The organism is Paenibacillus sp. FSL M7-1414 (assembly GCF_038003195.1).
Lineage (GTDB): Bacteria > Bacillota > Bacilli > Paenibacillales > Paenibacillaceae > Paenibacillus > Paenibacillus amylolyticus.
This window is the reverse complement of sequence record NZ_JBBOOS010000001.1, coordinates 6,150,113-6,176,804: the sequence shown is the minus strand read 5'-3', so window position 1 is coordinate 6,176,804 and position 26,692 is coordinate 6,150,113. Positions and strand designations below refer to the sequence as shown.

Below are 26,692 nucleotides of genomic sequence, written 5' to 3'. Positions count from 1 at the left end.
GTGCTTTCTTTGCATAAGTAATGATGCATTATGGGAGATATTGATGATTAAGGTTGGAGTTGACGCAGGACCGTTATTTCAACCCGACGGTTCTTTTGTCTTCCGACGGCAGTGGTGTTGTCACCCGTTGGGCGAGTATCCGCATATCCGGCATACTGGAAGCCGTCCGGGTTAAGTTTCTCTGTATCCAAAAAGAATCGTAATACAGACAGTGCACGTTCTCCAGAAAGTTCCCAGTTGTCTTTGTACGTGGAGTTGGCCCCGACCGGAATATTGTCCGTATGTCCTTCGATGCTGACAACGGTATTCAGATCACGGAACAGGCTGGCAAGTTTACTGAGCGTTGGTGCTGCACCATCCTTTAGAGCGGCCTGTCCCTGATCAAACAGGAAGCGGTCACTGAGGGTAATGGATAGGCCCTGTGGCTTGTCCGCAACAAAAATCTGATTTTCCAGTTTATTATCCTCGATATATTGGGTAATCACATTGAACAGATTTTGCAATTCCTGCTCCTGTGATCTGAACTGTTCTTCCCGTTCTGTGAGGGGCTTGTTGTCATCATCTGGTGTTGCAGTCCCGGTATCGGAAGGGTTTCCTTCACCTTTTGAAGGATCTTCACCCTGCACCTCGGATGGTGGAGTCTCTGTAATCGTTTGACCGGGTTTCTCGCCGAGTCCCTCACCAAGCTCAAGGATAGAGTCGGACGCATTAAATGTATTTTGTAACGATTGAGTAACGACGTCATATTTACCGGAATCGAGATTGCTCATGGCATACATGATGACAAAAAAGATCAAAAGCAGAGTTATGAGATCGGCATAAGTAATCATCCAGCGATCCCGATGATCGATAGTTTCACGTTTTCCGCGCCGTTTACTGCGCCGACTCATCCAATCCCTCCTTTGCTAGGGGGCGTATATGCTGACGATGCGTAAGGGTGAAAGACTCCAGTCTTTTGCGTACAAGCTGGGGATTCTCACCGTTCTGAATGGCAAGTACACCTTCGAGAAGCATTTCCATGGTCTGCACTTCATCGGCACCTCTGGATTTGATCTTGGAGGCAACGGGCAAAAAGATAAGATTGGCACTGGCGACCCCATACAGGGTTGCGGTAAAGGCAACAGCAATGGCAGGTCCGAGTCCGGTTGGATCGGTCAAACTGCCAAGCACCTGTATAAGTCCCATCACGGTTCCGATGATCCCCATGGTTGGAGCGTACCCACCAGCGGATTCGAATATTTTGGCGTAACCCTCATGTTTTTGTTCAATAGAATCGATCTCCATCTCCAGGATCTGGCGAACCACATCCTGATCGGTACCATCAACAACCATCTGGATACCGTCTTGCAAAAATGGATGCGGATGATCCATAACCTTGCGTTCCAATGCAAGTACACCTGAGCGGCGTGCGATTGAAGACATCTCCACCAGTTCTTCAACCCACAAGCCTGAATCATTATTGTTACGTCCAAAAGCCATACGCAGGGCAGCTGGAATCGTACGAAGGCGATGCGCCGGGAAACTGGCAACCACAGCAGCAATCGTTCCACCGAATACAATTAAAGCAGCCGTTTTTTGCAGGAGACCAGACAATTGGCCGCCTTCCCACAAAAAACCGCTAATGACTGCGGCAATTCCGGCAATAATACCGATAAGTGTCGCAATATCCATAAATTAACCCACTCCTATCTTCATTTCACGTTTGCATCACTAAAACGAACGAGGTATAATTAAACGGGAACAAATATTCCTATTACTATAAGTTTTCCCATATGAAAATTCGGGGAACTTCGACAATATATAGTGACTATTATTTTAGACGATAGGGTGAGATACGGCAATGAGCGATATTACAATGAGCGACAAAACGTTCGAAATCGAGTCAGAGTTTTCTCCCCAAGGTGATCAGCCTGCAGCCATTATAGAATTGGTGAAGGGTGTTCAGGAGGGGAAGAGATACCAGACGCTGCTGGGTGCAACGGGTACGGGTAAGACATTTACGATAGCCCAGACGATAGCCCAACTGCAACGTCCGACGCTGATTATTGCACACAATAAAACGTTGGCAGCGCAGCTTGCAAGTGAGTTCAAAGATTTTTTTCCTAATAACATGGTTGAGTATTTCGTCAGTTATTACGATTATTTTCAGCCAGAAGCATATATCCCGTCCTCCGATACGTATATCGAGAAGGATTCAAGTATTAATGAAGAGATCGACAAACTGCGGCACGCAGCGACAAGTTCGTTGTTTGAGCGCAGGGACGTCATCATTGTAGCGAGTGTTTCCTGCATTTATGGTTTGGGTTCACCGCACTCGTATTCAAGCATGTTGCTGTCACTTCGGGTAGGCATGGAGAAACCGCGCAATCAGATTTTGTCCCGTCTGGTAGAGATCCAGTATCAGCGAAATGATATTAACTTTGTGCGGGGGACGTTCCGTGTTCGTGGGGATGTTGTTGAGATTTTCCCTGCCTCCAAGGGTGAACATGCAATTCGGGTTGAATTGTTCGGTGATGAGATCGAGAAAATTACGGAGATTGATGTGTTAACCGGAGAACTGATTGGTGAACGTGAACATATTGCCATCTTCCCGGCGTCTCACTTCGTAACGCAAGAAGAGACAATGAAGGTTGCGCTGGTGAACATTGAGCGTGAACTGGAGGAGCGTCTTGAAGTGTTGCGTGAACAGGGGAAACTGCTGGAGGCTCAGCGACTGGAGCAACGCACACGGTACGATATCGAGATGATGAAGGAAGTTGGATTCTGTTCGGGGATTGAGAACTATTCCGGTCCACTGACTTTCCGCGAACGTGGCGATACCCCATACACACTGATGGATTACTTCCCGGATGACATGTTGATCGTGGTCGATGAGTCTCACGTGACTTTGCCACAGATCCGTGCGATGTACAATGGTGACCAAGCGCGGAAGACGGTATTGGTTGAGCACGGTTTCCGTCTGCCATCAGCGCTGGATAATCGTCCGCTCAAATTCGAAGAGTTCGAAGGTAAGATGGATCAGATCATCTATGTATCGGCCACACCAGGCCCGTATGAGATCGAGCATACCGATACGATGGTGCAACAGATTATCCGTCCAACCGGTTTGCTTGATCCAATTATCGAACTGCGTCCAACGAAGGGACAGATCGATGACTTGATTGGTGAGATTAACGACCGGATTGCCAAAGACGAGCGTGTGTTGATCACAACATTAACGAAGAAGATGTCCGAGGACCTTACGGATTATCTGAAGGAAGTTGGAATTAAGGTTCGTTATCTGCACTCCGAGATCAAAACGTTGGAACGGATGGCGATTTTACGTGATTTAAGATTGGGCGTTTTCCATGTCCTAATCGGAATCAACTTGCTCCGGGAAGGTCTCGATCTGCCCGAAGTTTCCCTCGTCGCTATATTGGATGCTGATAAGGAAGGATTCCTGCGTTCCGAACGCTCACTGATCCAAACGATTGGTCGTGCGGCACGGAACAGCGAGGGTCGCGTTATTCTATACGGTGACAAAGTAACGGATTCGATGGATAAAGCAATAAAGGAAACAGAGCGTCGTCGTGCAATCCAGATCGAGTACAACGAGAAACATGGAATTACACCACAGACGATTCGCAAAAAAGTGCGTGATGTGATTGAGGCAACGAAAGTTGCCGAATCCAAGAAAGACTATCTTACAGGCGCAGCCGAGAAGATGTCGAAGAAAGATCGCCAGGCGCTTATTCAGCGCCTAGAGGTAGAGATGAAAGATGCAGCCAAAAACTTGCAGTTTGAGCGTGCTGCCGAGCTTCGCGATGCGTTGCTGGAACTTCGCGCTGAATAAGATACAGCTCATTCATATGCTCCAGTGAAGATGGATCTGTAACAAGAGAACGGCCAATTGGCCGTTCTCTTGTTGAGTAAGGAAATCGTTGATATCTACCGATATTTAGAGATGTTGAAATCTTGAAATCAAGTCTATACTGATAGAAATGTTGAAATTGGTTAAAAGGTTTATAGGAAAGCAATTGGGAGTCGAGAGTGCCCCAGTGTTGACCTCGGAGCCGAGCCAAAGGCAATGGCGACCTGTCGCGATCAAGGCGAAGCCGAGAGCGTTCCGGTGTTGACCTTGGAGCCGAGCCAAAGGCAATGGCGACCTGTCGCGACCAAGGCGAAGCCGAGAGCGTTCCGGTGTTGACCTTGGAGCCGAGCCAAAGGCAATGGCGACCTGACGCGATCAAGGCGAAGCCGAGAGCGTCCCCGGTATTGACCTTGGAGCCGAGCCGAAGGCAATGGCGACCTTGTCGCGACCAAGGCGAAGCTGAGAGCGTCCCGGTGTTGACCTTGGAGCCGAGCCGAAGGCAATGGCGACCTGACGCGAACGTGGCGAAGCCGAGAGCGTCCCGGTATTGACCTTGGAGCCGAGCCGAAGGCAATGGCGACCTGTCGCGAACGTGGCGAAGCCGAGAGCGCACCCTCGCAGTAGAGCGGCCGTATAAGGTTCCGGCAATGAGCCGGAACCTTATACGGAGCCGCGGGCACACGACAACCCTTCACATAGCAAGACCCGACCCCTCACCGTTGCACCGTTTGTTTCGGGTGTCCAGAGGGCTGCGCCCTCTGGGGCCCTCCCTTGGAAGGGAGGGTTTGGGAGGGATCGAAAAGCCTTTAAAGGTTTGGATTAACACACTGAGAGGATGAATACTATTGGCGAGCGATAACATTGTCATTAAAGGCGCACGAGCGCATAACCTGAAAAATATCGACATTACCATCCCGCGTGACCGCTTTGTTGTATTGACCGGCCTGAGTGGCTCAGGCAAGTCCTCGCTGGCTTTTGACACGATCTATGCCGAAGGACAGCGGCGTTATGTAGAATCATTGTCAGCTTACGCACGGCAGTTTCTGGGACAGATGGAGAAACCGGATGTGGATTCCATCGAAGGATTATCTCCTGCCATTTCAATAGATCAGAAAACAACAAGCCGTAACCCACGTTCCACAGTAGGAACCGTGACCGAAATTTATGATTACCTGCGCCTGTTGTTTGCACGTGTGGGCCATCCACATTGTCCTGACCATGGCGTGGAGATTAGTTCCCAGACCGTAGAACAAATGGTTGACCGCATTATGCAATATCCAGAGCGTACCCGGTTGCAGATTTTGGCACCCATTATCTCGGGCCGTAAGGGCGAGCATAAAAGTGTATTTGCTGATGTGTCCAAGCAGGGCTTTGTCCGTGTACGGGTAAACGGGGAACTGCGTGACCTGTCAGAAGATATTCAATTGGAGAAAAATAAAAAGCATACGATTGAAGTGGTTGTTGACCGGATCGTTGTTAAGGATGATGTACAGGCGCGTCTGGCGGACTCCATTGAAACGGCACTTAATTTGTCCGGTGGACAACTCCTGGTGGACATTATGGGCGAAGAAGAGCTGCGCTTTAGTTCCAACTTTGCCTGCCCGGTGTGCGGATTCAGTATTGAAGAGCTGGCACCGCGGATGTTCTCATTTAATAGCCCTTTCGGGGCTTGCCCGGATTGTGATGGGTTAGGCGTCAAAATGATCGTTGACCCTGATCTGCTGGTACCGGATCGGACTAAGACCATCGAAGATGGAGCTTTTGATGCTTGGACAGGTGGCACATCCACCTATTATCCGCAGTTCCTGAAGTCGGTAAGTGAGCACCTCAACATTCCGCAAAATGTACCTGTCGAAGATCTGCCGGCTGAGCAGATGAACAAGTTGTTACAGGGTACAGGTACGGAGAAAATCCGTTTCCGCTATGAGAATGATTTTGGACAACGGAAGGAAGCACTGGTTACCTTCGAAGGTATCGTGAATAACCTGGAGCGTCGTTACCGGGATACAGCATCTGAAGGTATCCGTGAGTTTATTGAGGGTTACATGAGTGCGAAGCCTTGTGGTACATGTAAAGGTCAGCGTCTGAAACGGGAAAGTCTCGCAGTTACGATTAATGATCACAACATGGCGTATGTGACTAGTTTGTCCATTGGTGAAGCTGGCCGATTCTTCGATTCATTGGAATTGAGTGAGAAAGAGCAGACGATTGCCAAGCTTATTCTGAAAGAAATCAACAGTCGTCTCGGCTTCCTGGTGAATGTTGGTCTGGATTATCTTACACTGAGTCGTGCTGCCGGAACATTGTCTGGTGGGGAAGCTCAGCGGATCAGACTGGCTACACAGATTGGTTCCAGCCTGATGGGTGTGCTGTATATTCTGGATGAGCCGAGTATTGGCTTGCATCAACGGGATAATGACCGTCTGATCTCAACACTTGCGCACATGCGAGACATTGGTAACACGCTGATCGTGGTTGAACATGATGAAGATACGATGATGGCTGCCGACTACATTATTGATATTGGCCCAGGTGCAGGTATCCACGGAGGTACCATCATGTCACAGGGTACACCGGAGGAGATCATGAACGATGAGAACTCCTTAACCGGTCAATATCTGAGTGGGCGCAAATTCATTCCGATTCGTACAGAACGTAGAAGTGTAGGAGACCGTTGGTTGGAAGTACGCGGAGCCAAAGAAAATAACCTGAAGAATCTGAATGTGAAGATTCCTGTAGGTGTATTTACTGCGGTAACGGGTGTGTCTGGCTCAGGTAAATCCACATTGATCAATGAGATCCTCTACAAAACGCTGGCACGTGATCTGAACCGTGCTCGGGTACGTCCGGGTCAACATAAAGAGATTCGTGGTCTGGAGCATATCGATAAAGTTATCGATATTGACCAGTCGCCAATCGGGCGGACACCACGTTCCAACCCGGCTACGTATACCGGTGTCTTTGATGATATCCGGGATCTGTTTGCTCAGACGAACGAAGCCAAGGTACGTGGATACAAGAAAGGCCGGTTCAGTTTTAATATCAAAGGTGGACGTTGTGAAGCCTGCCGTGGAGACGGCATTATCAAAATCGAGATGCACTTCTTGCCGGATGTCTATGTTCCTTGTGAAGTCTGCAAAGGCAAACGATACAACCGGGAAACGCTTGAAGTGAAATATAAAAACAGAAATATTTCCGATGTGCTGGAAATGACGGTTGAAGATGCAACCCAATTCTTCGAGAACATTCCGAAGATCCATCGTAAAATGCAGACACTGATGGATGTGGGTCTGGGCTATATTAACCTAGGACAACCTGCAACCACATTGTCTGGTGGTGAAGCCCAGCGTGTGAAGCTTGCTTCCGAGCTGTATCGCCGCAGTACAGGGAAAACCATCTACATCCTCGATGAGCCGACTACCGGTTTGCATGTCGATGATATCGATCGTTTGCTGAACGTATTGCACCGTCTGGTTGATTCCGGGGAATCGGTGTTAGTGATCGAGCATAACCTGGATGTGATCAAAACGGCAGACTATGTTGTTGATCTGGGTCCAGAAGGCGGTAGCGGTGGAGGTACCATTGTTGCAACCGGAACACCTGAGGATATCGTTAAAGTGGAAGCTTCTTATACCGGCAAGTACTTGAAGCCGGTTCTGGAGAGGGATACCGAGCGGAGCAAGGCACTGCAGTTGGTGGACTAAGGTCCTCTAACCAGTAGTTATATCAATATGAAGTGGCAGTATTCGCCCTTCTTCTCGAAAAGGTAAAGACGTTGGATTACGATCTAATGTGCTCTGCTTCTGAGAAGAAGGGCTTTCATTATGAAGTATGCACGGTGTTTCCTTTGGACTAAGGTTATTTCGTGAAAGTGTTTACATATGCATTGCGACGAGCGTTACAGGAATATTCGGCCAAATTGTCTTTTTTTCATTTTTATGGATGATAGGGCTTGCATTACAAGCAGGGTACAGATAACATAGAGGAAGATATTAGGGTATGCGTTAGCTGTTCAACTATGGTAAGGAGGTCTGTCTATCCATGCTGTTTGCAGAAGCTGCCACGGCGAGTACATCGAATTTTAATGCATTTGATATTTTTGTCATCTTATTTACGATCCTGATTTTCATCGGAGTTGTTCGGCTTCTTCGGGCACCGAAGAAAAATCTGTTTGCGATCGGATTTGCAGTAGTCAGCCTACTGGTATTTCTGATGACAGACTATGCGATGATAACGGGTTGGTTTGCTCAGTAGGAATGCCGCAGAATTTAAATGTAATTTAAGCCAATAGTGCATGTTCAAAAAGATCGTTTTTCAGTACCGAGAAGATGGGATGAAGCTAGAAATGGAGTAGCGGAGCGTAGGGAGAACTACGTGAGCAACGGACATTTCGGCTGAATTCTATATTCGATGCTGATGATGCCACTAGGCATCCTTCGTAATCAAAAGCGGACTTTTTGAACAACCTCTAAAAGAGGTACAGACGAACACCTTCCAGAGAGACATGGAGGGTGTTTTTTTCATTTATACTGAAACGATTGAACAGGATTCTATCTTCTCTACTAAAATAGGACTTAAAACAATTGTATATCCAGATTCTGTATGATACATTGAGGGATACCGGAATTGCAGATGAGAGAAAGAGAGAGAGAATAGATTCAGCGATGAATCCGATGTCGAGTCGCGCAAGAAGGATGTATAGAGAGGGTCAGGTGAGAATATGAGCGTGTTGGGTAAAAAGGGGATAGCCATTCTGATGGCTGCTGTACTCTCGATTAGTGTAGCGGCAACGGCCGGTGCAGCTGAATCCAAAGCGGCGATGCAAGCGAAAGTGGTAGACGGTCAAGTCTATGTGAACACCAAGGATCTGCTCAAGGCAGTTGGTGGAAGTGGACAATATGATGCCAAATCAGGAACGTACACGTACAAGGGAAGTGAAGCCATTCCCAAAGTGATCGAAAAGGTATCTCCTTCGGTCGTAGGTATTATTGGGAAATCTACCGAAGTGCAGGACGGTGCAACATCAGACGACCGTTATAATCTTGCACATGGTACAGGTGTCATTATCCGGTCCAATGGATGGATTGTAACGAATGCACATGTGGTCGACGGATTAACGAATCCGGTGGTCGTAACGACGGATGGCAATACATACAAAATTACGAAAACATACAGTGATGCACTCAGTGATCTGGCGCTAATCAAAATCAATGCCAAATCACTCAAACCGGCGAGCTTTGCCAAAGCTTCACAAACTACTGTTGGAGAAACGGTGATCGCCTTGGGTACGCCGATTTCCTTTTCTTTGCGCAACTCGGCAACGGTAGGGGTAATTAGCGGCTTGAATCGTGGTGTTGAGGCGACCTACCGGTTGATTCAGACCGACACGGCCATTAACCCAGGAAATAGCGGAGGACCACTGGTCAACCTGAAGGGTGAAGTGGTTGGTATCAATTCCATGAAATTTTCTGCGGTCGGCGTAGAGAGTTTGGGATTTTCGATTCCGGTGGATACCGTTCAATATATCATCGATCAGTTTTTTAAATATGGCAAAATAAAACGTGCAAGTCTGGGGCTACAGCTGGAGGAAAGTTGGTCTGCAATTGTGGGGCTGCCTACAGATGATCCCTTAACGATTACGGGCGTACTGTCTCCAGAAGCCAAGAAAGCCAAAATCAAAGAGGGCGATGTCCTTTACAGTGTTGCGGGCACACGTGTCTCTTCAGTAGTGGATATCAATGAGTTGCTCAAAAAGTATCTGCCTGGGCAAAAGGTAAAGCTGTTGATGCAATCGGATGGCGATATCGTCACCCGCACGTTGGTGCTTGCTGATCGCGCAGACATCGTAGACGAGGAAGATGAAGCGTTCCTTGCAGATGAAGAACAATAAAGCCCGGCGATCAGCCCGGATGGAGAGAGGACGAAAGAACGGAATGAAAAAGTCATGGATACGTGTGCTAAGCACAGGTGTATTAACCGGGATGCTGACCATTGGCGCGGCATTGCCTGTATGGGCATCTGATCTGACGACAAGTGAACTACGGGTGAAAGCGGGTAGCACGAGCGCCTACATTAACGGCGATAAGCAGGCCATAGCCAAACCTTACAAGTTCAAGGGTGTTACGATGGTGCCTGTGGGAGTGTTCAAGAAAGCATTTGGCAGTGAAATCCGGCTGGAGAAAAATGATGTCGTCAAAATCAAGGAAGGCCCGCACACCGTGACTCTAACGATTGGCAGTTCAATTGCCTGGGTGGATGGTGTAAAACATGAGATGGGTGCCGCTCCCAAGATGGTGAATGGTGTACTTATGGTTCCACTTCGTCCGGTTGCTGCCGGTATCGGGGCGACGCTAGCTCCGACTAGCTCCGGAGAAATGGTCATTCGTCTGTTGCAAACCGATGATTCGGTGGATGACGAGGATGGCATTCATCCGGATGAAGGCAAAACCAGAATTGGTAACAGTTTTTACGGTTGGTCCATTAACTACCCGGCAGACCTTATAGTTTTCCAGACCGGTGAGCAGGAGCGCATGATGACTTTTGGCACTGCGGACAACAGTTATTATCTTGAAGTGTATGTCAGCGATCAGGATGTGGCTCTGGATGCGGATGATTTGTTGCAGCAACTCGTCCAGGAGGCCAAACAATCGGGAGATACGGTGCTGGATCGTCAAGCGGTGTCGAAAGGCAAAACACCTTATGCACGGATTATCGTGAAGGATGTAGACGGCATGTTATGGGAGATGCGTCAGTATCTGAGCGAAGGCCGTCAATATGATGTGTACCTCGCGGATTACGAAGCCCTGAATTATAAAGATCTGGGCAAACGTGCAGCGCTACTCAATTCATTCCAGCCAACCTATGCAGAGTCGGATCGAACGATCAAGGATCTGTCCACCGTAGATAATGGCATGCGCTCCGCGTGGAACGATGACTATGGTATTGAATTGAAGATTCCTGCAGGCTGGTCTATGGATAACAATCAGATGATCTATGAAGCCAAGGATGGTGCATATCTGCAATGGCGTGTCACATCGGCGAAGGCAGGTACTACGGTAAAAGACTGGAGCGGCCAACTGGATAAGTGGATGCGCGAGACATTTACACCAGAGAGTTACGAGCCAATTGATTCATATACGATGGATATCTCGGGAGAGACTGCCGAGGTGAATGAATTCCGTTATAACTTTGGCGGGGGCTGGCAGACCGAGTTCGATGTTCTTTTGCAGAAGAATGGGTATCGATATTATGCAGAGTATACGTTCCCTGAGGAGCAGGTTGCAGATCGGACATGGTTCGAACGAATTATGAAGAGTGTGGAGATTGATTTTGATACGGTTGCCGATAATTTCGGTCAGCTGGATGAAGATCCTTATTTGACAGACAAAACGAAGACACTTACACGTACGTCCAAACGTTATAAATACAGTGTAGATATTCCGCGTTACTGGACGCCGTATAGTGATCGATTCGAATATTCACCTGTGGTGTACACCTTTACTGGCGGAGAATTCTCCATTGCGGCGAGCGAAGACAAGTCGATCGAGATGACGGTCAGCCAATTGAGAGAAGCCTATGCCGAAGCCACCAAAACCCGTAAGAACTTCAAGTTGCTTGGCAGTGAAGAGCTGACGTTTGCGGGTGTGCCTGCATTTTCCTTTACGTATCATGAGCTGGACAAAGGCGTGCCATATGCGGGTCGTCAGATCGTGTTTGAGAAGGATGGAACAACCTATACGATCACAAGTGGGCTGAATGATGCCAACAAGACAGAAGTTCAGGCGGCAGCCTTGGAAAAAGCAGTGAACTCATTTACATTTATTAAATAAATGTAGTGGAGCCGGAGGGTCAAAAGACCTTTCGGTTTTTTTTCGTTGTACTGGAAATGAAAATGGTAAACGGTTTTTTCAGGAAAACGTAGAAGAGTCGGTGCAGAAGTGGTACACTATACTAGTTCAGGAGTTATGACTACTGATCTGATGAATAGGATGACTGTAAGCTTGGAGTTCAGGCAATACAGACATAATAGATAGATATTGTAATACCGTGACAATGCAGGTGTACCCGATAAGGTGCAGTCTTAGGCTTAGTTTGTTCAGGCGTTTAAGGATATAGGGATGAAATCCGGCGGATAGCCGGTTATGGGGAGGATCTACATGAAAACAGCAACAATACGAAGAGAAGACGTTGAACTTCTGGCACCGGCTGGTGACTGGGATTGTATGCGTTCGGCGGTAGCCAATGGCGCAGATGCAATTTTCTTCGGAGTCGAAAAGTTTAATGCACGGGCACGGGCGAACAATTTCCGCATGGACGAGCTGCCGGAGATAATGGCGTTTTTGCACAGTTATGGCGTAAAAGGTTTTTTGACCTTTAATATATTGATTTTTGAAAATGAATTGACGGATGCCAAAGAACTGATTGACGCTTGTGTCGATGCAGGTGTGGACGCTGTAATTGTTCAGGATTTGGGTTTGGTGAAGATGATCCGCGAAATCTCGCCGGATTTCCCGATTCACGGTTCTACACAGATGACGATTACGTCCCCGGAAGCGGTCGAGTTTACGAAGCCGTTTGATATGGAACGTGTCGTTCTGGGACGGGAGAACAACCTGAAGCAGATCCAGAAGATCGGTGAGCAGGCGAAACTTCCAATGGAAGTATTTGTGCACGGTGCGCTGTGTGTATCCTACTCGGGTCAATGTCTCACTTCCGAAATGTGGGGAGGACGTTCGGCGAACCGCGGAGAGTGCGCACAAGCTTGTCGTCTTCCATACGATCTGATGGTGGATGGGGTGCACAAACCGATGGGTGATGTAGCTTATCTGTTGTCTCCGAAGGATCTGGCAGCGATTGATCTGATGCCGGAACTGATCGAAGCAGGAGTAACTTCTTTCAAAATTGAAGGACGTCTCAAAACGCCAGAATACGTAGCAAACGTAGTAAGCAAATACCGCAAAGCGATTGACCGTTATTTTGATGGAGATAACACACCGCCAAGCAAGGAAGAAGTTCGCGAATTGCAGCAAAGCTTCTCCCGTGGATTCACGCATGGTTTCCTCAGCGGGACAAACAACAAAGAACTGGTGGATGGAACGTTCCCGAAAAGCCGTGGTGTCTACCTCGGTCGTGTGGATCAAGTGTTGCGCGATGGTGTGGTCCTGAAGCTGGATGCACCCGTGAAACGTGGAGATGGGATCGTATTTGACGCCGGAGACCCGACTCAGAAGGAAGAGGGCGGACGTGTATACGATGTACGTCGCAAAGGCGTAAAACTCGAAGGCGAAGCCGAAGAGGGCTGGATCGTTGACGTTGTGCCAGGTCGCAGTGACGTAGATCTGCGTCGCGTGAAAGTTGGCGACAAAGTGTGGAAAACGAATGACCCGGCGCTGGACAAACGTCTGCGTCAAAGCTTCGAGACCGAGAAGCCGTACCGTGTATTCCCGGTGAAGGTGAAGGTCATCGGCAGCCCGGGGCAGCCGCTTAGCACATGGTGGACAGATGTGCAGAAAGGCACGACCGTCCGGATTGATTCCGAGATGGAACTGGACATCGCCCAGAAACGTCCAATGACACATGAATTGCTCGAAGAGCAGTTCGGTCGTCTGGGAGGCACAGTGTTCCAACTGGAAGGAATCGACATCAATCTGCACGGTGACGTCATCATCCCAATGCGCGAGTTGAATAACATCCGCCGTCAGGCGGTAGAACAACTCGCGGGCGAGCGTCCTAAACCACCCGTCTACGTGAAACGGGCGGTAGATGTGTACGGCGATTCGGTTAAACCGGCATCGCCAGTCGCTCGCGGTCAAGCAGAGCTGACCGCGCTCTGTCGTAGCCTGCCACAAGTGGAGGCAGCGATTGAAGCGGGAATCGGCATGATCTATGCCGACTTCGAGTTTATCAAACAGTTCCCGGCAGCCGTGGAAGCTGTGCATGCCGCTGGTCGCAAGATCGCGCTGGCAACACCGCGTATTCACATGCCTGGGGAGAACGGATATCATAACAACATCTTGCGTCTGAAGCCGGATGCGGTATTGGTACGTAATACAGGCGCACTGTACTTCTACCTGCGTCACCGGATGGAGAACCCGGATGCGAAGCACCCGGAATTGATCGGCGACTTCTCATTGAACATCGCCAATCACAAAGCAGTTGAATTGTTCCTGGAAGCAGGATGTGACTGGATCACGCCATCCTATGACCTGAACATTCAACAAATGGTTGATTTGCTGGGCCACTCTCGTACAAGTCAAACCGAAGTGGTTATCCACCAGCATCTGCCGATGTTCCACACCGAGCACTGTGTGTATTGTACGTTCATGAGTGAAGGAACGGACTTTACGAACTGTGGCCGTCCTTGTGAGGAACAGCGTGCATCACTGCAAGACCGGATCGGTATGTCCCACCCGGTACGTGTGGATGAAGGTTGCCGTAATACGGTATACAATGCAGTGGAACAGTCAGGTGCCGAGTATCTGACCAACTTTATGGATCTGGGTGTATCCCGTTACCGTGTGGAGTTCCTGGAAGAGACACCTGAGCAGGTACGCGAAGTTATCGATCTATACAACCGCGCACTGCGCGGCGAGATCAGTGGTACACAAGTTTGGAAAACACTCAAAGCAACGAACCAACTGGGCGTTACACGTGGTCAATTGGTGAAATAAACAGATTGTATTTTACATCAACATTTACAATCAAGCATGAAGCAACCCCAATCTCTGCTTTACGGAGCTCTTGGGGTTTTTTTACATCATGACACAGGAGGCGAAGAAGCGTGGCGCCATTCACAATTATGGATATCAAATTGCTGTGCGGGGTCACGGCATTCAAGCGCGGAGAAGATTATAACCAATCTGGCAGGGTGACTAATCTGGTGGTTAGTGAGGATCAGCTTCATTTTGAAGCACAGGTACGTGGATCGGAGCGCTATCAGGTGACGGTGGATATAGATGGATCAGGTGAGATTGTGGCAGGCTGCAGTTGTCCGGGTGACGGCAGGCATTATGACTATTGCAAACATGTCGCTGCTGTCCTGTTGGCTATTCACGAATGGGGTGAGCAGCAGGAGCGTAATGCCTTGATTGCTTCTGGGAAGCCTCCTCAACCTGCTACAGGCCAAGGAGCCAATACCAGTTCCAGCTCAGGTTCCAAGTCCAGGGTTGGGACTTTGGTGGAAGAGAGCATGTGGGAGCGACCACAGTCTGCTTCACAACGTGAGCAACGGAATGATGCTCCAGAGCGTCCACCTGTTCACTTTGCCCAAGCAGGTCGTCCAAGCTCAGCTTCGGGTTGGGGCCGCTCGGCAGATAAACCTTCTTACCGTACGGCGGATCAGATTCTGTCCATGTTTGCCAAGGATCGGAGACCGCTGCATGGAAATGATCGTAAATACACTGCCCCTGTCAGCCGTTCCTCCCTGCGGGAAGAATTGCAGGTTCAGTTTATATGCAAGCTGATACAAGTTCACAAGGGTGGTGGGAAACTCGCTCTTGAACTGAAAGTGGGTAACAAACGTCTGTATGTGGTGCAGAAAGTGAAGCAATTCCTGAACTGTATCGAGAAGGGCGAGCCCATGTCATTTACCAAACTGTTCCACTATGATCCATTGATGCATGTTTTCACTCCGCAGGATCAGGCCATTCTCTCGATGCTTATTCGAATGAGACAGAGTGAGGAGGCCTATCGCCAATCCATCTCCGGTTATCTGGGAGCTTCGGACGGACGGGATATATTGATTGCTCCTCTCGTATGGAAGCCGCTGCTGGAATTGTTGCTACAGGCTGACAGCCGGATGGAGGGCACGGGATTTGCTAATGGACCACTCACACTGGGTGAGGGGGTACTTCCTTTATTTTACCGGATCGCCCAGGGAGCGAATGAAGGATATCAGCTTGAAATTTCTGGACTGCGTGAGCTGATTCTTCTCCCTGCTTATGATGCCGCTGTGGTGGAAGGGCAGTTGCACATGTTGGAGCCGATGCAGATGCGAAGTCTGGAGGACTTGAGTGGAGCACTTACCTCATATGGGATCAAGGAAAGCATTGATATTTCGACCCAGCAGGTGGATGAATTCGTACAGCATGTCGTACCAGAACTGCGTACGCTCGGACATCTGTCCATTGATTCACAGGTGCGTGAACAGATCGCGGAACCGAAACTTTCACCGAAGCTGTACATCGACTTCTATCGTGAACGTATTACAGCGCGTCTGGAATTCGACTATGAGGTCATGGTTATTAATCCGCTTGCAGAGTATTTAATAGATGAAGAAGAGAAAAAGGTTATTTTGGTGCGTGATCGATACAAAGAACGGAATCTCATTGAACGGCTCGATCGTTCTTTCCTGGAACGTGATGGTAGTGTCTGGGCGAGCGAACGGGAAGATGCGATCTATGATGTTATGTATCATCTGTTGCCTGAGCTTGAAAAACAGGTAGACATCTATATGCCAAACGCCGTGAAGGCCATGGCGCAATCCTATCCAACACCGCCGAAAGTACGAGCAGATTTGGGGAGAGGACAGGACTGGCTGGAGATTTCATTCGAGATGGAAGGTGTGGACGAGCAGGAGCTTCAAGAACTCATGCGTCGAATTGTGGAAAAGAAACCGTATTTCCGTCTCAAGAGCGGTATCTTTCTGTCGCTTGAAAATGAAGGTGCAGACAGTTTCGCTCATATGGCCGATTCACTGGGACTTGGAGCAGATGACATCAAGAGCAGCCATATCCGGCTGCCAGCTGTTCGGGCGTTACAATTGCCAGGCAGGGATGAAGTTTCCGGTCATGTGAAGTGGGGAGGCTCCCTGAAACGTTTCCTTGATGATCTGCGAGATCCCGAACGGATGGATTTTGCATTGCCAGAGACACTGACCCACATCCTGCGGGATTATCAGAACAGTGGATACCAGTGGCTGCGTACCCTCGCTTATTATCGTTTTGGCGGCATTCTGGCGGATGATATGGGACTTGGCAAAACGTTGCAAAGTATCGCCTATATCACAGCGGTTCTTCAGGAGAAGCCCGACTACAATATGGACTATACGGGCGTTGATAAATACCGGGAGAGCGGATCATTACGGGGCGGTGAAACGTTGGCGACTTCCAACATTGATTCCGAAACTGGGCTCCCATTGGATAAGATGGATTCAGAGAATACGGATGGCCTATGGTCCACGATGCAGCAGGATGGACTGACAATCCGAACGAGGGTCATTCATCCCCCGGTACTTGTCGTGGCGCCTGCCTCGCTAACCTATAACTGGGCTAATGAGTTTGCACGGTTTGCCCCGCATCTGAAAGTCCTGATTGCCGCAGGTCAGAAAGAAGAACGAGCCAGCATGCTTTCTGGAATGGATGAGGCAGATGTGATTGTGACGTCGTATCCTCTGTTGAGACGGGATTTGGATACCTACCTGGGCCGAACCTTTCATACGCTCATTCTGGATGAAGCTCAGGCAATCAAAAATGCTTCTTCTCAGACCGCGCAGGCAGTCAAACAAATTCAGGCCCCGCGTCGTTTTGCACTCACAGGAACACCTGTGGAGAACTCGCTGGATGAATTGTGGTCCATTTTTGAAGCGGTATTCCCAGGGCTGTTTCCAAGTTACAGAAGATTCCGCGACCTTCCTCCGGAACGGATCTCCCGGATGGTGCGTCCGTTTATTCTGCGCCGCCTGAAGAAGGATGTGTTGGAAGAATTGCCTGATCGAATTGAAACGGTACAGCGGTCAGAGCTTACGGTTGAACAGAAGAAATTGTACGCCGCATATCTTTCCCAACTTCAGGATGAAGCATCGAAGGATATGGAGGATAACGGATTCCAGAAGAATCGCATCAAAATTTTGGCTGGCATCACGCGCTTGCGTCAGTTGTGTTGTCATCCGGCCCTCTTTGTGGAAGGATATCAAGGAGATTCCGGGAAAATGGAACAGTTGCTTGAAACGGTCGAGGATTGTTTGGCTGCAGGCAAACGAATCCTCATCTTCTCCCAATTTGCGAGCATGTTGAACCTGATTCGTCAGACCCTTGCGGCACAGGGAAGAAACCTATTTTACCTCGATGGTCAGACCCCTGCTCAGAGCCGGGTCGAGATGTGTCACAGATTTAATGAGGGCGAAGCTGAACTGTTCTTAATCTCCCTGAAAGCTGGAGGTACCGGATTAAACTTAACAGGGGCAGATACCGTTATATTATATGATCTGTGGTGGAATCCCGCGGTGGAAGAACAGGCGATTGGCCGTGCCCATCGTATGGGACAGAAACAGGTGGTACAGGTTATTCGCTTGGTTACCGAAGGTACAATCGAAGAGAAGATTTTGGAACTCCAGCAGCGGAAAAAGGACTTGATTGCCGAAGTAATCGAACCGGGAGACGGGGGATCGACGACCTTATCCGAACAGGATATCCGCGAATTGTTGATGGTATAATGGAGTCCAAGCATCGTAGCTCTCAGAATCATTAAATATATTAAAATATGTATCTAGCATAAGGAGTGGGTTCGTATGCAAATTCGCAAAGCAATTATTCCAGCCGCAGGGCTGGGTACCCGGTTTCTGCCTGCCACCAAGGCGATGCCTAAGGAAATGCTGCCCATCGTGGACAAGCCAACGATCCAGTACATTATTGAAGAAGCCGTAGCTTCGGGCATTGAAGATATCATTATTGTGACAGGTAAAGGGAAGCGGGCTATTGAAGATCACTTCGATTATTCATTTGAGCTGGAGCAGAATCTGGCGGACAAACAGAAGTGGGACTTGCTTAACGAAGTACGCAAACCCTCCGAAATGGCAGATATCCATTATATCCGTCAAAAGGAACCGAAGGGACTTGGTCACGCCATCTGGTGTGCCCGCAAGTTTATCGGCAACGAGCCTTTTGCCGTCCTGTTAGGGGACGATATTGTAGAAGCGGAACATCCCTGTCTGAAGCAGATGATCGATGTCTACGATGAACTGCAATCTCCGATTGTTGGTGTACAGCCTGTTGATTGGAGCGAGGTATCACGCTATGGGATAGTGGACGGAGAGTTGCTGACACCTACCGATGAACGTGTTTTTCGTGCCCGCCGCTTAATTGAGAAACCAAAGACCGAAGATTCCCCTTCGAACCTTGCTATTATGGGACGTTACATTCTTACACCGGATATTTTCGAGATCCTGGGTCAACAATCTGCTGGTGTCGGGGGAGAAATCCAACTCACGGATGCCTTGTCCCGATTGAATGAACAGCGGCAGATTCTCGCATATCATTTTGATGGACTCCGTCATGATGTCGGCGAGAAGTTAGGTTTTATTGAGACATCGATTCATTACGCGTTGCAGCGCCCGGATCTACGGAAAGATCTCTTAAAGTATTTGGAACAGGTCGTAAAGGATCAATAAATGGTTTTCCGCATGCCCTTGAAGTCCAGCCGAAGAATGATATCGCGGCTGGGCTTTAATTTATTTTATGGAAGAGTAAATATGAGGGTTATACAGGCCAATGAACAAACATATACCCGACACTTTACATATACATAGTCAATATGAAGAAATGATGTCAACAGCAAAACGGAGGGATGTCATGAAGGTACTTCCGCTGTTTATGGATGGCGCTGCTATATTGGAACCCAAGGTTAATGGTGACCACCGTGGATATTTTATGGAGAGTTATAATGAGCAGGTTCTGCATGAACAGGGGATACAGCACGTCTTTATTCAGGACAATCAATCCTTGTCGGCTGAAGCAGGTGTTCTGCGTGGGCTTCATTATCAGCTTCAGCCCAAAGCACAGACTAAATTGGTGAGGGTTATATCAGGGGCTATATATGATGTGATTGTGGATGTCCGCAGCTCATCCCCTACTTTTGGCCGATGGAAAAGTGTCATTCTAAGTGAGTACAACCAGCGGCAACTACTTGTTCCTCAAGGATTTGCTCATGGATTTTGTACCTTGGTGCCTAATTCCCTGGTAACTTATAAGGTAGACGCCTATTATTCGCCTGAACATGATCGTGGAATTTTGTGGAACGATCCGGCGCTCGCCATTGATTGGCCTGTGACGAAACCTATATTATCGGAGAAGGATCAGAAGCATCCTCTACTGAAAGATGCTGAACTGAATTTCGACTAATTAATCAGACTTTTCAGATACTTCGGTATCTGGAGGCAGAGGGAGAGAGACAGCATGAAACTACTGGTTACGGGTGGGGCCGGATTTATCGGCAGCAACTTTGTGTTATATATGCTTCGTGAACATCCGAGTTATGAAATTATCAATGTGGATGCATTAACGTATGCAGGGAACTTGGAGAATTTGCATACGGTAGAGTCCAATCCCCGATATACCTTCATCAAGGCAGATATTGCAGATGTACAGCAGATGGAAGCTGTTTTTTCTCAAGGCATCGATGTGGTTGTGAATTTCGCTGCCGAGTCTCATGTGGATCGAAGTATTCTGTCCCCGGATATCTTTGTGCGTACCAATGTGATGGGTACTCAAGTTCTGCTGGATGCGGCAAAGAAGTATCAGGTCACCAAATTTGTTCAGGTATCGACGGATGAGGTATATGGATCATTGGGTGCAACAGGTTTATTTACTGAAGATACACCTCTGATGCCAAACAGTCCGTACTCTGCAAGTAAAGCTGGCGGGGATCTACTCGTAAGAGCTTATCACGAAACCTTTGGACTGCCTGTAAATATTACACGTTGCTCTAATAACTACGGGCCTTTTCAATTCCCGGAGAAACTGATTCCGCTGATTATATCCCGTGCATTAAATGATGAAGCCATTCCAGTATATGGTGACGGCCTCAATATTCGTGACTGGCTTTATGTCGAGGATCACTGCAGCGCGATTGATTTGGTGATTCATAATGGTCAATCTGGAGAGGTATACAACATTGGTGGTAATAATGAACGTACCAATATATACATTGTGGAGAGCGTATTGGAACAACTGGGTAAACCGGCGAGTTTGATTCAATATGTACAGGATCGATTGGGACATGACCGACGTTATGGTATAGATCCTACCAAGATACGTACAGAGCTCGGATGGCAACCTGCACACAATTTTGAGACAGGGATCAAGGAGACGATCCAGTGGTATCTGAAACATCAAGATTGGTGGACTAGAATTCAATCAGGCACATATCAGGACTATGTTCAGCTTCAGTACGGTAAGCGGATGGGTGATTCGTCCAAATGAACTATAGAGTTATGGTGACTGGCGCGGCAGGACAGCTGGGTTATGATGTGGTGAAGACCTTTCAAGCAGAGGGTCATCAGGTATTGGCCTGTGACAAAAACCAGATGGATATTACCGATCAACAGCAGTGCACAGATATGATTACAACCTTCCGGCCTCACATCATTATTCACTGCGCTGCTTACACGGCGGTCGATCAGGCTGAGGTAGATGAGGATACAGCATACGCAATTAATGCATCAGGTACTAGAAATATCGCGGTTGCCGCCGAGAAAGTGAAAGCAAAACTGGTATATATCAGTACCGATTATGTATTTGATGGGAGCGGGAGTACACCTTACCACGAGTACGATGTAACGAATCCGCAGAGTGTATATGGCAAGTCGAAGCTTGCCGGGGAACGGCTGGTTCAAAGTTTTTGTACGCAATGGTTTATCATTCGAACATCATGGGTGTTTGGCGTGTATGGCAGTAATTTTGTCAAAACCATGCTGGAATTTATGGAAAAACGTCCACAACTGCAAGTTGTTCATGACCAACAAGGTTCGCCTACCTATACGGTTGATCTTGCCCGATTCATTCATATCCTTTCCATAAGTGAAAAGTATGGCATCTATCATGCCTCTAATTCAGGGACTTGCACATGGTACGAGTTTGCAGAGGCAATAAAAGAAGAAGCCAATAAGCAGAGTGGGTTCGAGCCTGCAGCCGAACTTACGCCATGCACAACGGATCAGTTTCCGCGTCCAGCCCCTCGTCCTGCATACTCGGTGATGGATCATCTGGCGATTCGAACGAACGGTCTGGAACCTCTGAGACCTTGGCGTGAGGCACTGATTGCGTTTTTGAAAGAGTGGAGTGTACAGCAAAAGGACTGAGCATGTGGAGGGTCTCTGCTTTATTCCCAAACTGCACCCACCATTTAACAGCCGCCTCGGGCGGCTATTTTGTTTTGCACCTCATCAATTCGGGTAGTTAGCTAACAAAAAGGTACTGAGGATGTGAATGTGATATGAAACGCATTGCCGCCGTGTTAATACTACTGATCGTTACCGTGGGCACACTCTTTTTCGCCTATGAAAGCGAGAGTGAGGAACAACGGGACGGATTTACCGCCTATAGATTAATCGCCCATGCGATGGGCAGCATTCGTGATCAACCATATACCAACGCCTATGAAGCGATGATTGCCAATTACGAGAAAGGCACACGTGTATTTGAGATCGACTTTATGTTAACCTCGGATCGCAAAGCCGTAGCCAGACATGAATGGACCGCTAATATGAGCAAAATGCTAGGACAGGACGAACAGCTTCCGGAGGATAGACAAGCCGGGGCACTGACACATGATGAATTTATGAATACGCCTATTTTAGGCATGTATCAACCCATGGATGCTGATGGCATTATAGATGTACTGGCCGAGTATCCGGATATGTATATCGTAACCGACACCAAGGAACAGAAGGATGAGGATATTCAGCAGGTGTTACAGTCCCTGGTGGATGCAGCTAAAGAACATGATCCCTCCGTGCTGGATCGGGTGGTTGTACAGATTTATAACGAACCGATGCTCGAAACGGTGAAAGAAGTCTATGCATTCCCTTCCATTATCTATACGTTATATGCCACACAGGATACAGAAGCTCAGGTTGTTGATTTTGTGCAAAAGAATGATATTGATGCCGTGACTATGCCGGAATATAAAGTAAACCAGAATTTCGTCGCCAAGCTGAATAGTGCAGGTTCTGTCACCTACGTGCACACCATCAACGACACTGAACAGGTGGCTAACTATGAGAAATGGGGCGTGTACGGGGTATACTCTGACGTGCTGACGGAGCAGGAACTGGATGAGATGAATACACGTTTTGCCTGGAAACCGTAAAAATACATGTTTTTCTGTTCCCCTTTTTATACGAACATTGACACTCGCTGCCTGCTGACTTAGACTTAGTTTACAAGCTTTCTAGGATGCAGAAGAACCTCTGGAGGAATGTTCGTTGATAGACATGATTAAGCAGTGGAGACATGTATTTAAGCTTGACCCAGACCGGGAAATTACGGACGAAGAACTCGATCTGGTCTGTATGTCGGGGACCGATGCAATTATCGTTGGCGGATCTTCGGGGATTACCTATGATAACACGGTAGACCTGATGTCCCGTGTGCGTCGTTATGAGTTGCCATGTGTGCTTGAAGTATCCGATCTGGAGGCTGTTGTTCCCGGGTTTGACGGATATTTGATCCCGATGGTCTTGAACGCAACGGACAGCAAATGGATGATTGGGCACCACCAGCAAGCGATAGAGCGTTATGGTTATCTCATCCCGTGGGATCTACTTATTGCCGAGGGTTATATTGTGCTCAATGCAAACTCCACGGTAGCTCGGTTGACTGGCGCAGATACGGATCTGACGACAGGAGCTGCGGTGGCATATGCCCAGGCTGCGGAGCGTCTACTCAATCTTCCAATTGTATACATGGAGTACAGCGGAACGTTCGGAGATATGGAGCTTGTTGGTGAGACACACAGACAATTGGATCGGGCACACCTTATCTACGGCGGCGGAATTGATGATTCGGAGAAAGCCGCGCAAGCTGCCCAGGTGGCAGATACTGTCGTAGTAGGTAACATTGTGTACAGCGATTTAACTAAGGCACTTGAGACGGTGTTGGCTGTAAAAGGAACCATTTAATCGGTTTAGTTTACCATTCCCCCATTTTCCCCTTATGATCTGTTAAAATAGAACTTTGCCCTTACTAACTAAAGAAGTTATATGAGCGTAATGTCGTTTACACGAGAACGAAGAGGAGAGAAGTGAGCTGGAGAAACGAAATGCTCGTTAAAAGCTTTCTGTAAGAAAGCTAAATCCTAAGCATACTTCTATTACCTGATTTTGTTCTTTTTTTACTAAGAAATTCGTATAGAGGGACTATGTTTACACAGAAACGGAGAGTGCAGAAGCAATCTGAAGAAACGAAGTGTTCGTATTTATCACCGGACTTTCCCTTTAATAAAGGGAATCAAAAAATCTGGGGATAACGACGATCGGAAGATGCTGCTGCAATCGAAGTCCAAGTGTAATGGATAGATCATTTATACCGACCAACCAACGAAAGGAGCATGCATGCATGCAACCTGTAAATATACATGATGCCGTTGCACGGCTTAACACCCCTCAACGGCAAGCCGTCGAGGCGACGGATGGCCCGCTGCTGATTATGGCCGGAGCCGGCTCCGGCAAGACGCGGGTGCTGACACACCGGATTGCCTACCTCATTGCAACACGGAAAGCGCCCCCGTGGGGCATTTTAGCGATTACATTTACGAACAAAGCCGCCCGTGAGATGCAAGACCGTGTATCCCAACTCGTAGGTGGATCTCAGGGCCGCGACATATGGGTATCCACGTTCCACTCCATGTGCGTGCGTATTTTGCGCCGTGACATTGAACGTATTGGCTTTACCTCCAACTTCAGTATTTTGGACTCATCGGACCAATTATCTGTAATTCGTAGCTGTATGAAAGATCAGAATATCGATACCAAGAAATTCGAGCCCAAAGCAGTTCAATCCATGATGAGCACGGCGAAGAATGAACTGATTAGTCCGGAGCAATATGAGAAGCAGGCAGGAGATTATTTCGAGGGTATTGTAGCGAAGATATATAAGATGTATCAGAAAAAGTTAAGAGCCAACAACTCACTTGATTTCGACGATCTCATTATGCAGACTATTCAACTGTTCAAGGAAGTGCCGGAAGTTCTCGACTTTTACCAAAAGAAATTCCAATACATTCACGTGGACGAGTATCAGGATACGAACCGTGCACAGTACATGCTGTGCCGCATGCTCGCTGACAGCCACCACCACATCTGCGTTGTAGGGGATAGTGACCAGTCGATCTATCGCTGGCGTGGGGCGGATATCAGCAATATCCTGAACTTTGAGAAAGATTACCCTGAAGCAAGTACGATTTTGCTGGAGCAGAACTATCGTTCAACTTCCAATATCCTGAATGCAGCGAATGAAGTGATCGGCCTGAATACAGGGCGTAAACCGAAGAAACTGTGGACGGACAAAGAGGGTGGTTCGAAGATCAAGGTGTACCGTGCGGATTCCGAGCATGATGAGGGGTATTTTGTTACCTCTGAGATTAGTAAAAATGTGAAGAACGGCAAATCCTATCAGAACCATGCCATTTTGTACCGTACCAACGCTCAGTCCCGGGTTATAGAGGAAATTCTGATCAAGTCTGATATTCCGTATCAGATTGTCGGCGGCATCAAGTTCTATGATCGTAAAGAGATCAAGGACATTCTGGCGTATCTGCGCCTGTTATCCAACCCCGACGATGATATCAGTCTTACACGGATCATTAATGTACCAAAACGTAGCATTGGTGATACAACAGTAGCGAAGCTCGCGGCTGCGGCAGGAGAGCGTGGAATTTCTATTTTCCGTGTACTTCAGGTCGTAGATGATCTTGGTTTTGCTGGTCGTACGCGGAATGCGCTGGTGGAGTTCTATGACATGATCGCTGCGTTGCATCAGATGGTAGAGTATCTGTCTGTAACTGAATTGACCGAGAAGATTCTTGAGATGAGCCAATACCGTCTTGAGATGCAAAATGAAAACACACTCGAATCCCGTGCACGGCTGGAGAACATTGAAGAGTTCCTGTCGGTAACGATGGAATTTGAGAAAAATAATGAAGATAAAACGCTCGTGTCGTTCCTCACCGATCTTGCATTGATTGCTGACATCGACAGCATGAACGATGATGAAGAGGATCAGAGCGACGCTGTTACCCTGATGACCATGCACAGCGCCAAAGGTCTGGAGTTCCCGGTTGTCTTTATCGTAGGTATGGAGGAAGGAGTCTTCCCGCATAGCCGTGCCTTTATGGACAATGAAGAATTGGAAGAAGAACGCCGACTTGCTTATGTAGGAATCACCCGTGCGGAAGAGCAACTGTTCCTGTCCTGTGCCCAGATGCGGACCTTGTTTGGACGTACAACAGCGAACCCGCCTTCCCGCTTCCTGGATGAAATTCCGGATGAGCTGAAGGAAGACACCTCCATGGCTCGTGATCGTTACCGTCGTGGAAGTAGCGGAGGCGGCTCATATGGTGGACGTGGGTTAGGCTCTAGTGGAGGAAGTAACTTCGGTGGCGGCACCAAGCTCTTTGATCACCAAAGTAAAAGCGGTTCATCTGCTACCTCATCCACGCCAACTTCGCGTGTGACCACAAGTGTCTCCCGCCCAACATATTCTACGCCATCATCTGCTTCCAAGCCGGTAGCTTCTGATGGTGAAGCAGGATTCAAGGCAGGAGATAAAGTGCAGCATGGCAAATGGGGGACAGGCACCATTGTTGCGGTCAAAGGGACAGGTAATGATACCGAACTGCAGATTGCCTTCCCGGCTCCGGTTGGCGTAAAACGTTTGCTTGCCGGATTTGCCCCAATTACGAAAGTAGAATAAGAACGAAACCTCCTTTTGTACGATAACAGAGAGAACAGAAATAACTTGAAGAAGCAAGGCGTTCGCCTTTATCCCCGGATTTCCACCTTTTAAAATGAATCCGGGGATAACAGCGATCGGAAAGTTGTTCTGTTATCGGAGTGTCGGTGTGGATATT

Annotated in this window: 16 protein-coding genes; 14 read left to right on the top strand and 2 right to left on the bottom strand. The window is 48.2% G+C overall.

Annotated elements, in window-relative coordinates; all coding sequences use genetic code 11:
- Positions 1 to 47: 47 nt before the first annotated feature.
- Positions 48 to 890: a flagellar motor protein MotB gene (locus tag MHH92_RS27085; protein WP_340907179.1), complete on the bottom strand. Its 843-nt coding sequence runs from the start codon at positions 888 to 890 to the stop codon at positions 48 to 50.
- Positions 874 to 1,671 carry a flagellar motor protein gene (locus MHH92_RS27080; RefSeq protein ID WP_340907178.1) on the bottom strand — a complete coding sequence of 266 codons (798 nt, stop codon included), beginning with the start codon at positions 1,669 to 1,671 and terminating at the stop codon, positions 874 to 876. Before MHH92_RS27080 ends, MHH92_RS27085 begins: the two co-directional genes overlap by 17 nt.
- Positions 1,672 to 1,840: 169 nt before the next feature.
- Between MHH92_RS27080 and uvrB the strand changes: the two genes are divergently transcribed.
- The 14 genes from uvrB (at position 1,841) to pcrA (ending at position 26,535) form a co-directional block, all read left to right on the top strand.
- Entirely contained in the window at positions 1,841 to 3,832 is a 1,992-nt protein-coding gene (uvrB, locus tag MHH92_RS27075) for an excinuclease ABC subunit UvrB (protein WP_340907176.1), read from the top strand.
- Positions 3,833 to 4,695: 863 nt separating this feature from the next.
- Positions 4,696 to 7,554, top strand: a complete 2,859-nt coding sequence (gene uvrA / locus MHH92_RS27070; protein WP_340907175.1) for an excinuclease ABC subunit UvrA — start codon at positions 4,696 to 4,698, stop codon at positions 7,552 to 7,554.
- A gap of 337 nt (positions 7,555 to 7,891) precedes the next feature.
- Positions 7,892 to 8,104 carry a hypothetical protein gene (locus tag MHH92_RS27065; RefSeq protein WP_017692026.1) on the top strand — a complete coding sequence of 71 codons (213 nt, stop codon included), beginning with the start codon at positions 7,892 to 7,894 and terminating at the stop codon, positions 8,102 to 8,104.
- Positions 8,105 to 8,570: 466 nt separating this feature from the next.
- Entirely contained in the window at positions 8,571 to 9,740 is a 1,170-nt protein-coding gene (locus MHH92_RS27060) for a S1C family serine protease (RefSeq protein WP_047840633.1), read from the top strand.
- 43 nt (positions 9,741 to 9,783) lie between these two features.
- The gene (locus MHH92_RS27055) at positions 9,784 to 11,679 is read left to right on the top strand and encodes a stalk domain-containing protein (RefSeq protein ID WP_340907174.1); all 1,896 of its coding nucleotides are present in this window, start codon (positions 9,784 to 9,786) and stop codon (positions 11,677 to 11,679) included.
- 327 nt (positions 11,680 to 12,006) lie between these two features.
- On the top strand, positions 12,007 to 14,520 hold the full coding sequence (locus MHH92_RS27050; RefSeq protein ID WP_340907173.1) for a U32 family peptidase: 2,514 nt from the start codon (positions 12,007 to 12,009) through the stop codon (positions 14,518 to 14,520).
- Positions 14,521 to 14,630: 110 nt separating this feature from the next.
- Positions 14,631 to 18,281 carry a DEAD/DEAH box helicase gene (locus MHH92_RS27045; protein WP_340907172.1) on the top strand — a complete coding sequence of 1,217 codons (3,651 nt, stop codon included), beginning with the start codon at positions 14,631 to 14,633 and terminating at the stop codon, positions 18,279 to 18,281.
- A 75-nt stretch (positions 18,282 to 18,356) separates the two neighbouring features.
- Positions 18,357 to 19,235 (top strand): UTP--glucose-1-phosphate uridylyltransferase GalU, encoded by an 879-nt coding sequence (gene galU, locus MHH92_RS27040; protein WP_340907171.1) that lies wholly within the window; start codon positions 18,357 to 18,359, stop codon positions 19,233 to 19,235.
- Between the two features lie 181 nt (positions 19,236 to 19,416).
- Positions 19,417 to 19,965: a dTDP-4-dehydrorhamnose 3,5-epimerase gene (rfbC, locus tag MHH92_RS27035; protein ID WP_340907170.1), complete on the top strand. Its 549-nt coding sequence runs from the start codon at positions 19,417 to 19,419 to the stop codon at positions 19,963 to 19,965.
- A gap of 54 nt (positions 19,966 to 20,019) precedes the next feature.
- The gene (rfbB, locus tag MHH92_RS27030; RefSeq protein ID WP_076328771.1) at positions 20,020 to 21,045 is read left to right on the top strand and encodes a dTDP-glucose 4,6-dehydratase; all 1,026 of its coding nucleotides are present in this window, start codon (positions 20,020 to 20,022) and stop codon (positions 21,043 to 21,045) included.
- Positions 21,042 to 21,923, top strand: a complete 882-nt coding sequence (gene rfbD, locus MHH92_RS27025) for a dTDP-4-dehydrorhamnose reductase (RefSeq protein ID WP_340907169.1) — start codon at positions 21,042 to 21,044, stop codon at positions 21,921 to 21,923. The genes rfbB and rfbD overlap by 4 nt, the downstream gene beginning before the upstream one ends.
- Positions 21,924 to 22,057: 134 nt before the next feature.
- Positions 22,058 to 22,933: a phosphatidylinositol-specific phospholipase C/glycerophosphodiester phosphodiesterase family protein gene (locus MHH92_RS27020; RefSeq protein WP_076328773.1), complete on the top strand. Its 876-nt coding sequence runs from the start codon at positions 22,058 to 22,060 to the stop codon at positions 22,931 to 22,933.
- A 115-nt stretch (positions 22,934 to 23,048) separates the two neighbouring features.
- Positions 23,049 to 23,744 (top strand): heptaprenylglyceryl phosphate synthase, encoded by a 696-nt coding sequence (locus MHH92_RS27015; protein ID WP_036612366.1) that lies wholly within the window; start codon positions 23,049 to 23,051, stop codon positions 23,742 to 23,744.
- Positions 23,745 to 24,180: 436 nt separating this feature from the next.
- Positions 24,181 to 26,535: a DNA helicase PcrA gene (gene pcrA, locus MHH92_RS27010; protein WP_340907168.1), complete on the top strand. Its 2,355-nt coding sequence runs from the start codon at positions 24,181 to 24,183 to the stop codon at positions 26,533 to 26,535.
- Positions 26,536 to 26,692 lie beyond the last annotated feature (157 nt).

What these genes read in the sequence shown, in the direction of transcription:
- MHH92_RS27085 (WP_340907179.1), bottom strand. Translation starts at nt 890, where the DNA reads ATGAGTCGGCGCAGTAAACGGCGCGGAAAACGTGAAACTATCGATCAT.
- MHH92_RS27080 (WP_340907178.1), bottom strand. Translation starts at nt 1,671, where the DNA reads ATGGATATTGCGACACTTATCGGTATTATTGCCGGAATTGCCGCAGTC.
- uvrB (WP_340907176.1), top strand. Translation starts at nt 1,841, where the DNA reads ATGAGCGATATTACAATGAGCGACAAAACGTTCGAAATCGAGTCAGAG.
- MHH92_RS27065 (WP_017692026.1), top strand. Translation starts at nt 7,892, where the DNA reads ATGCTGTTTGCAGAAGCTGCCACGGCGAGTACATCGAATTTTAATGCA.
- MHH92_RS27060 (WP_047840633.1), top strand. Translation starts at nt 8,571, where the DNA reads ATGAGCGTGTTGGGTAAAAAGGGGATAGCCATTCTGATGGCTGCTGTA.
- MHH92_RS27055 (WP_340907174.1), top strand. Translation starts at nt 9,784, where the DNA reads ATGAAAAAGTCATGGATACGTGTGCTAAGCACAGGTGTATTAACCGGG.
- MHH92_RS27050 (WP_340907173.1), top strand. Translation starts at nt 12,007, where the DNA reads ATGAAAACAGCAACAATACGAAGAGAAGACGTTGAACTTCTGGCACCG.
- galU (WP_340907171.1), top strand. Translation starts at nt 18,357, where the DNA reads ATGCAAATTCGCAAAGCAATTATTCCAGCCGCAGGGCTGGGTACCCGG.
- rfbC (WP_340907170.1), top strand. Translation starts at nt 19,417, where the DNA reads ATGAAGGTACTTCCGCTGTTTATGGATGGCGCTGCTATATTGGAACCC.
- rfbB (WP_076328771.1), top strand. Translation starts at nt 20,020, where the DNA reads ATGAAACTACTGGTTACGGGTGGGGCCGGATTTATCGGCAGCAACTTT.
- rfbD (WP_340907169.1), top strand. Translation starts at nt 21,042, where the DNA reads ATGAACTATAGAGTTATGGTGACTGGCGCGGCAGGACAGCTGGGTTAT.
- MHH92_RS27020 (WP_076328773.1), top strand. Translation starts at nt 22,058, where the DNA reads ATGAAACGCATTGCCGCCGTGTTAATACTACTGATCGTTACCGTGGGC.
- pcrA (WP_340907168.1), top strand. Translation starts at nt 24,181, where the DNA reads ATGCAACCTGTAAATATACATGATGCCGTTGCACGGCTTAACACCCCT.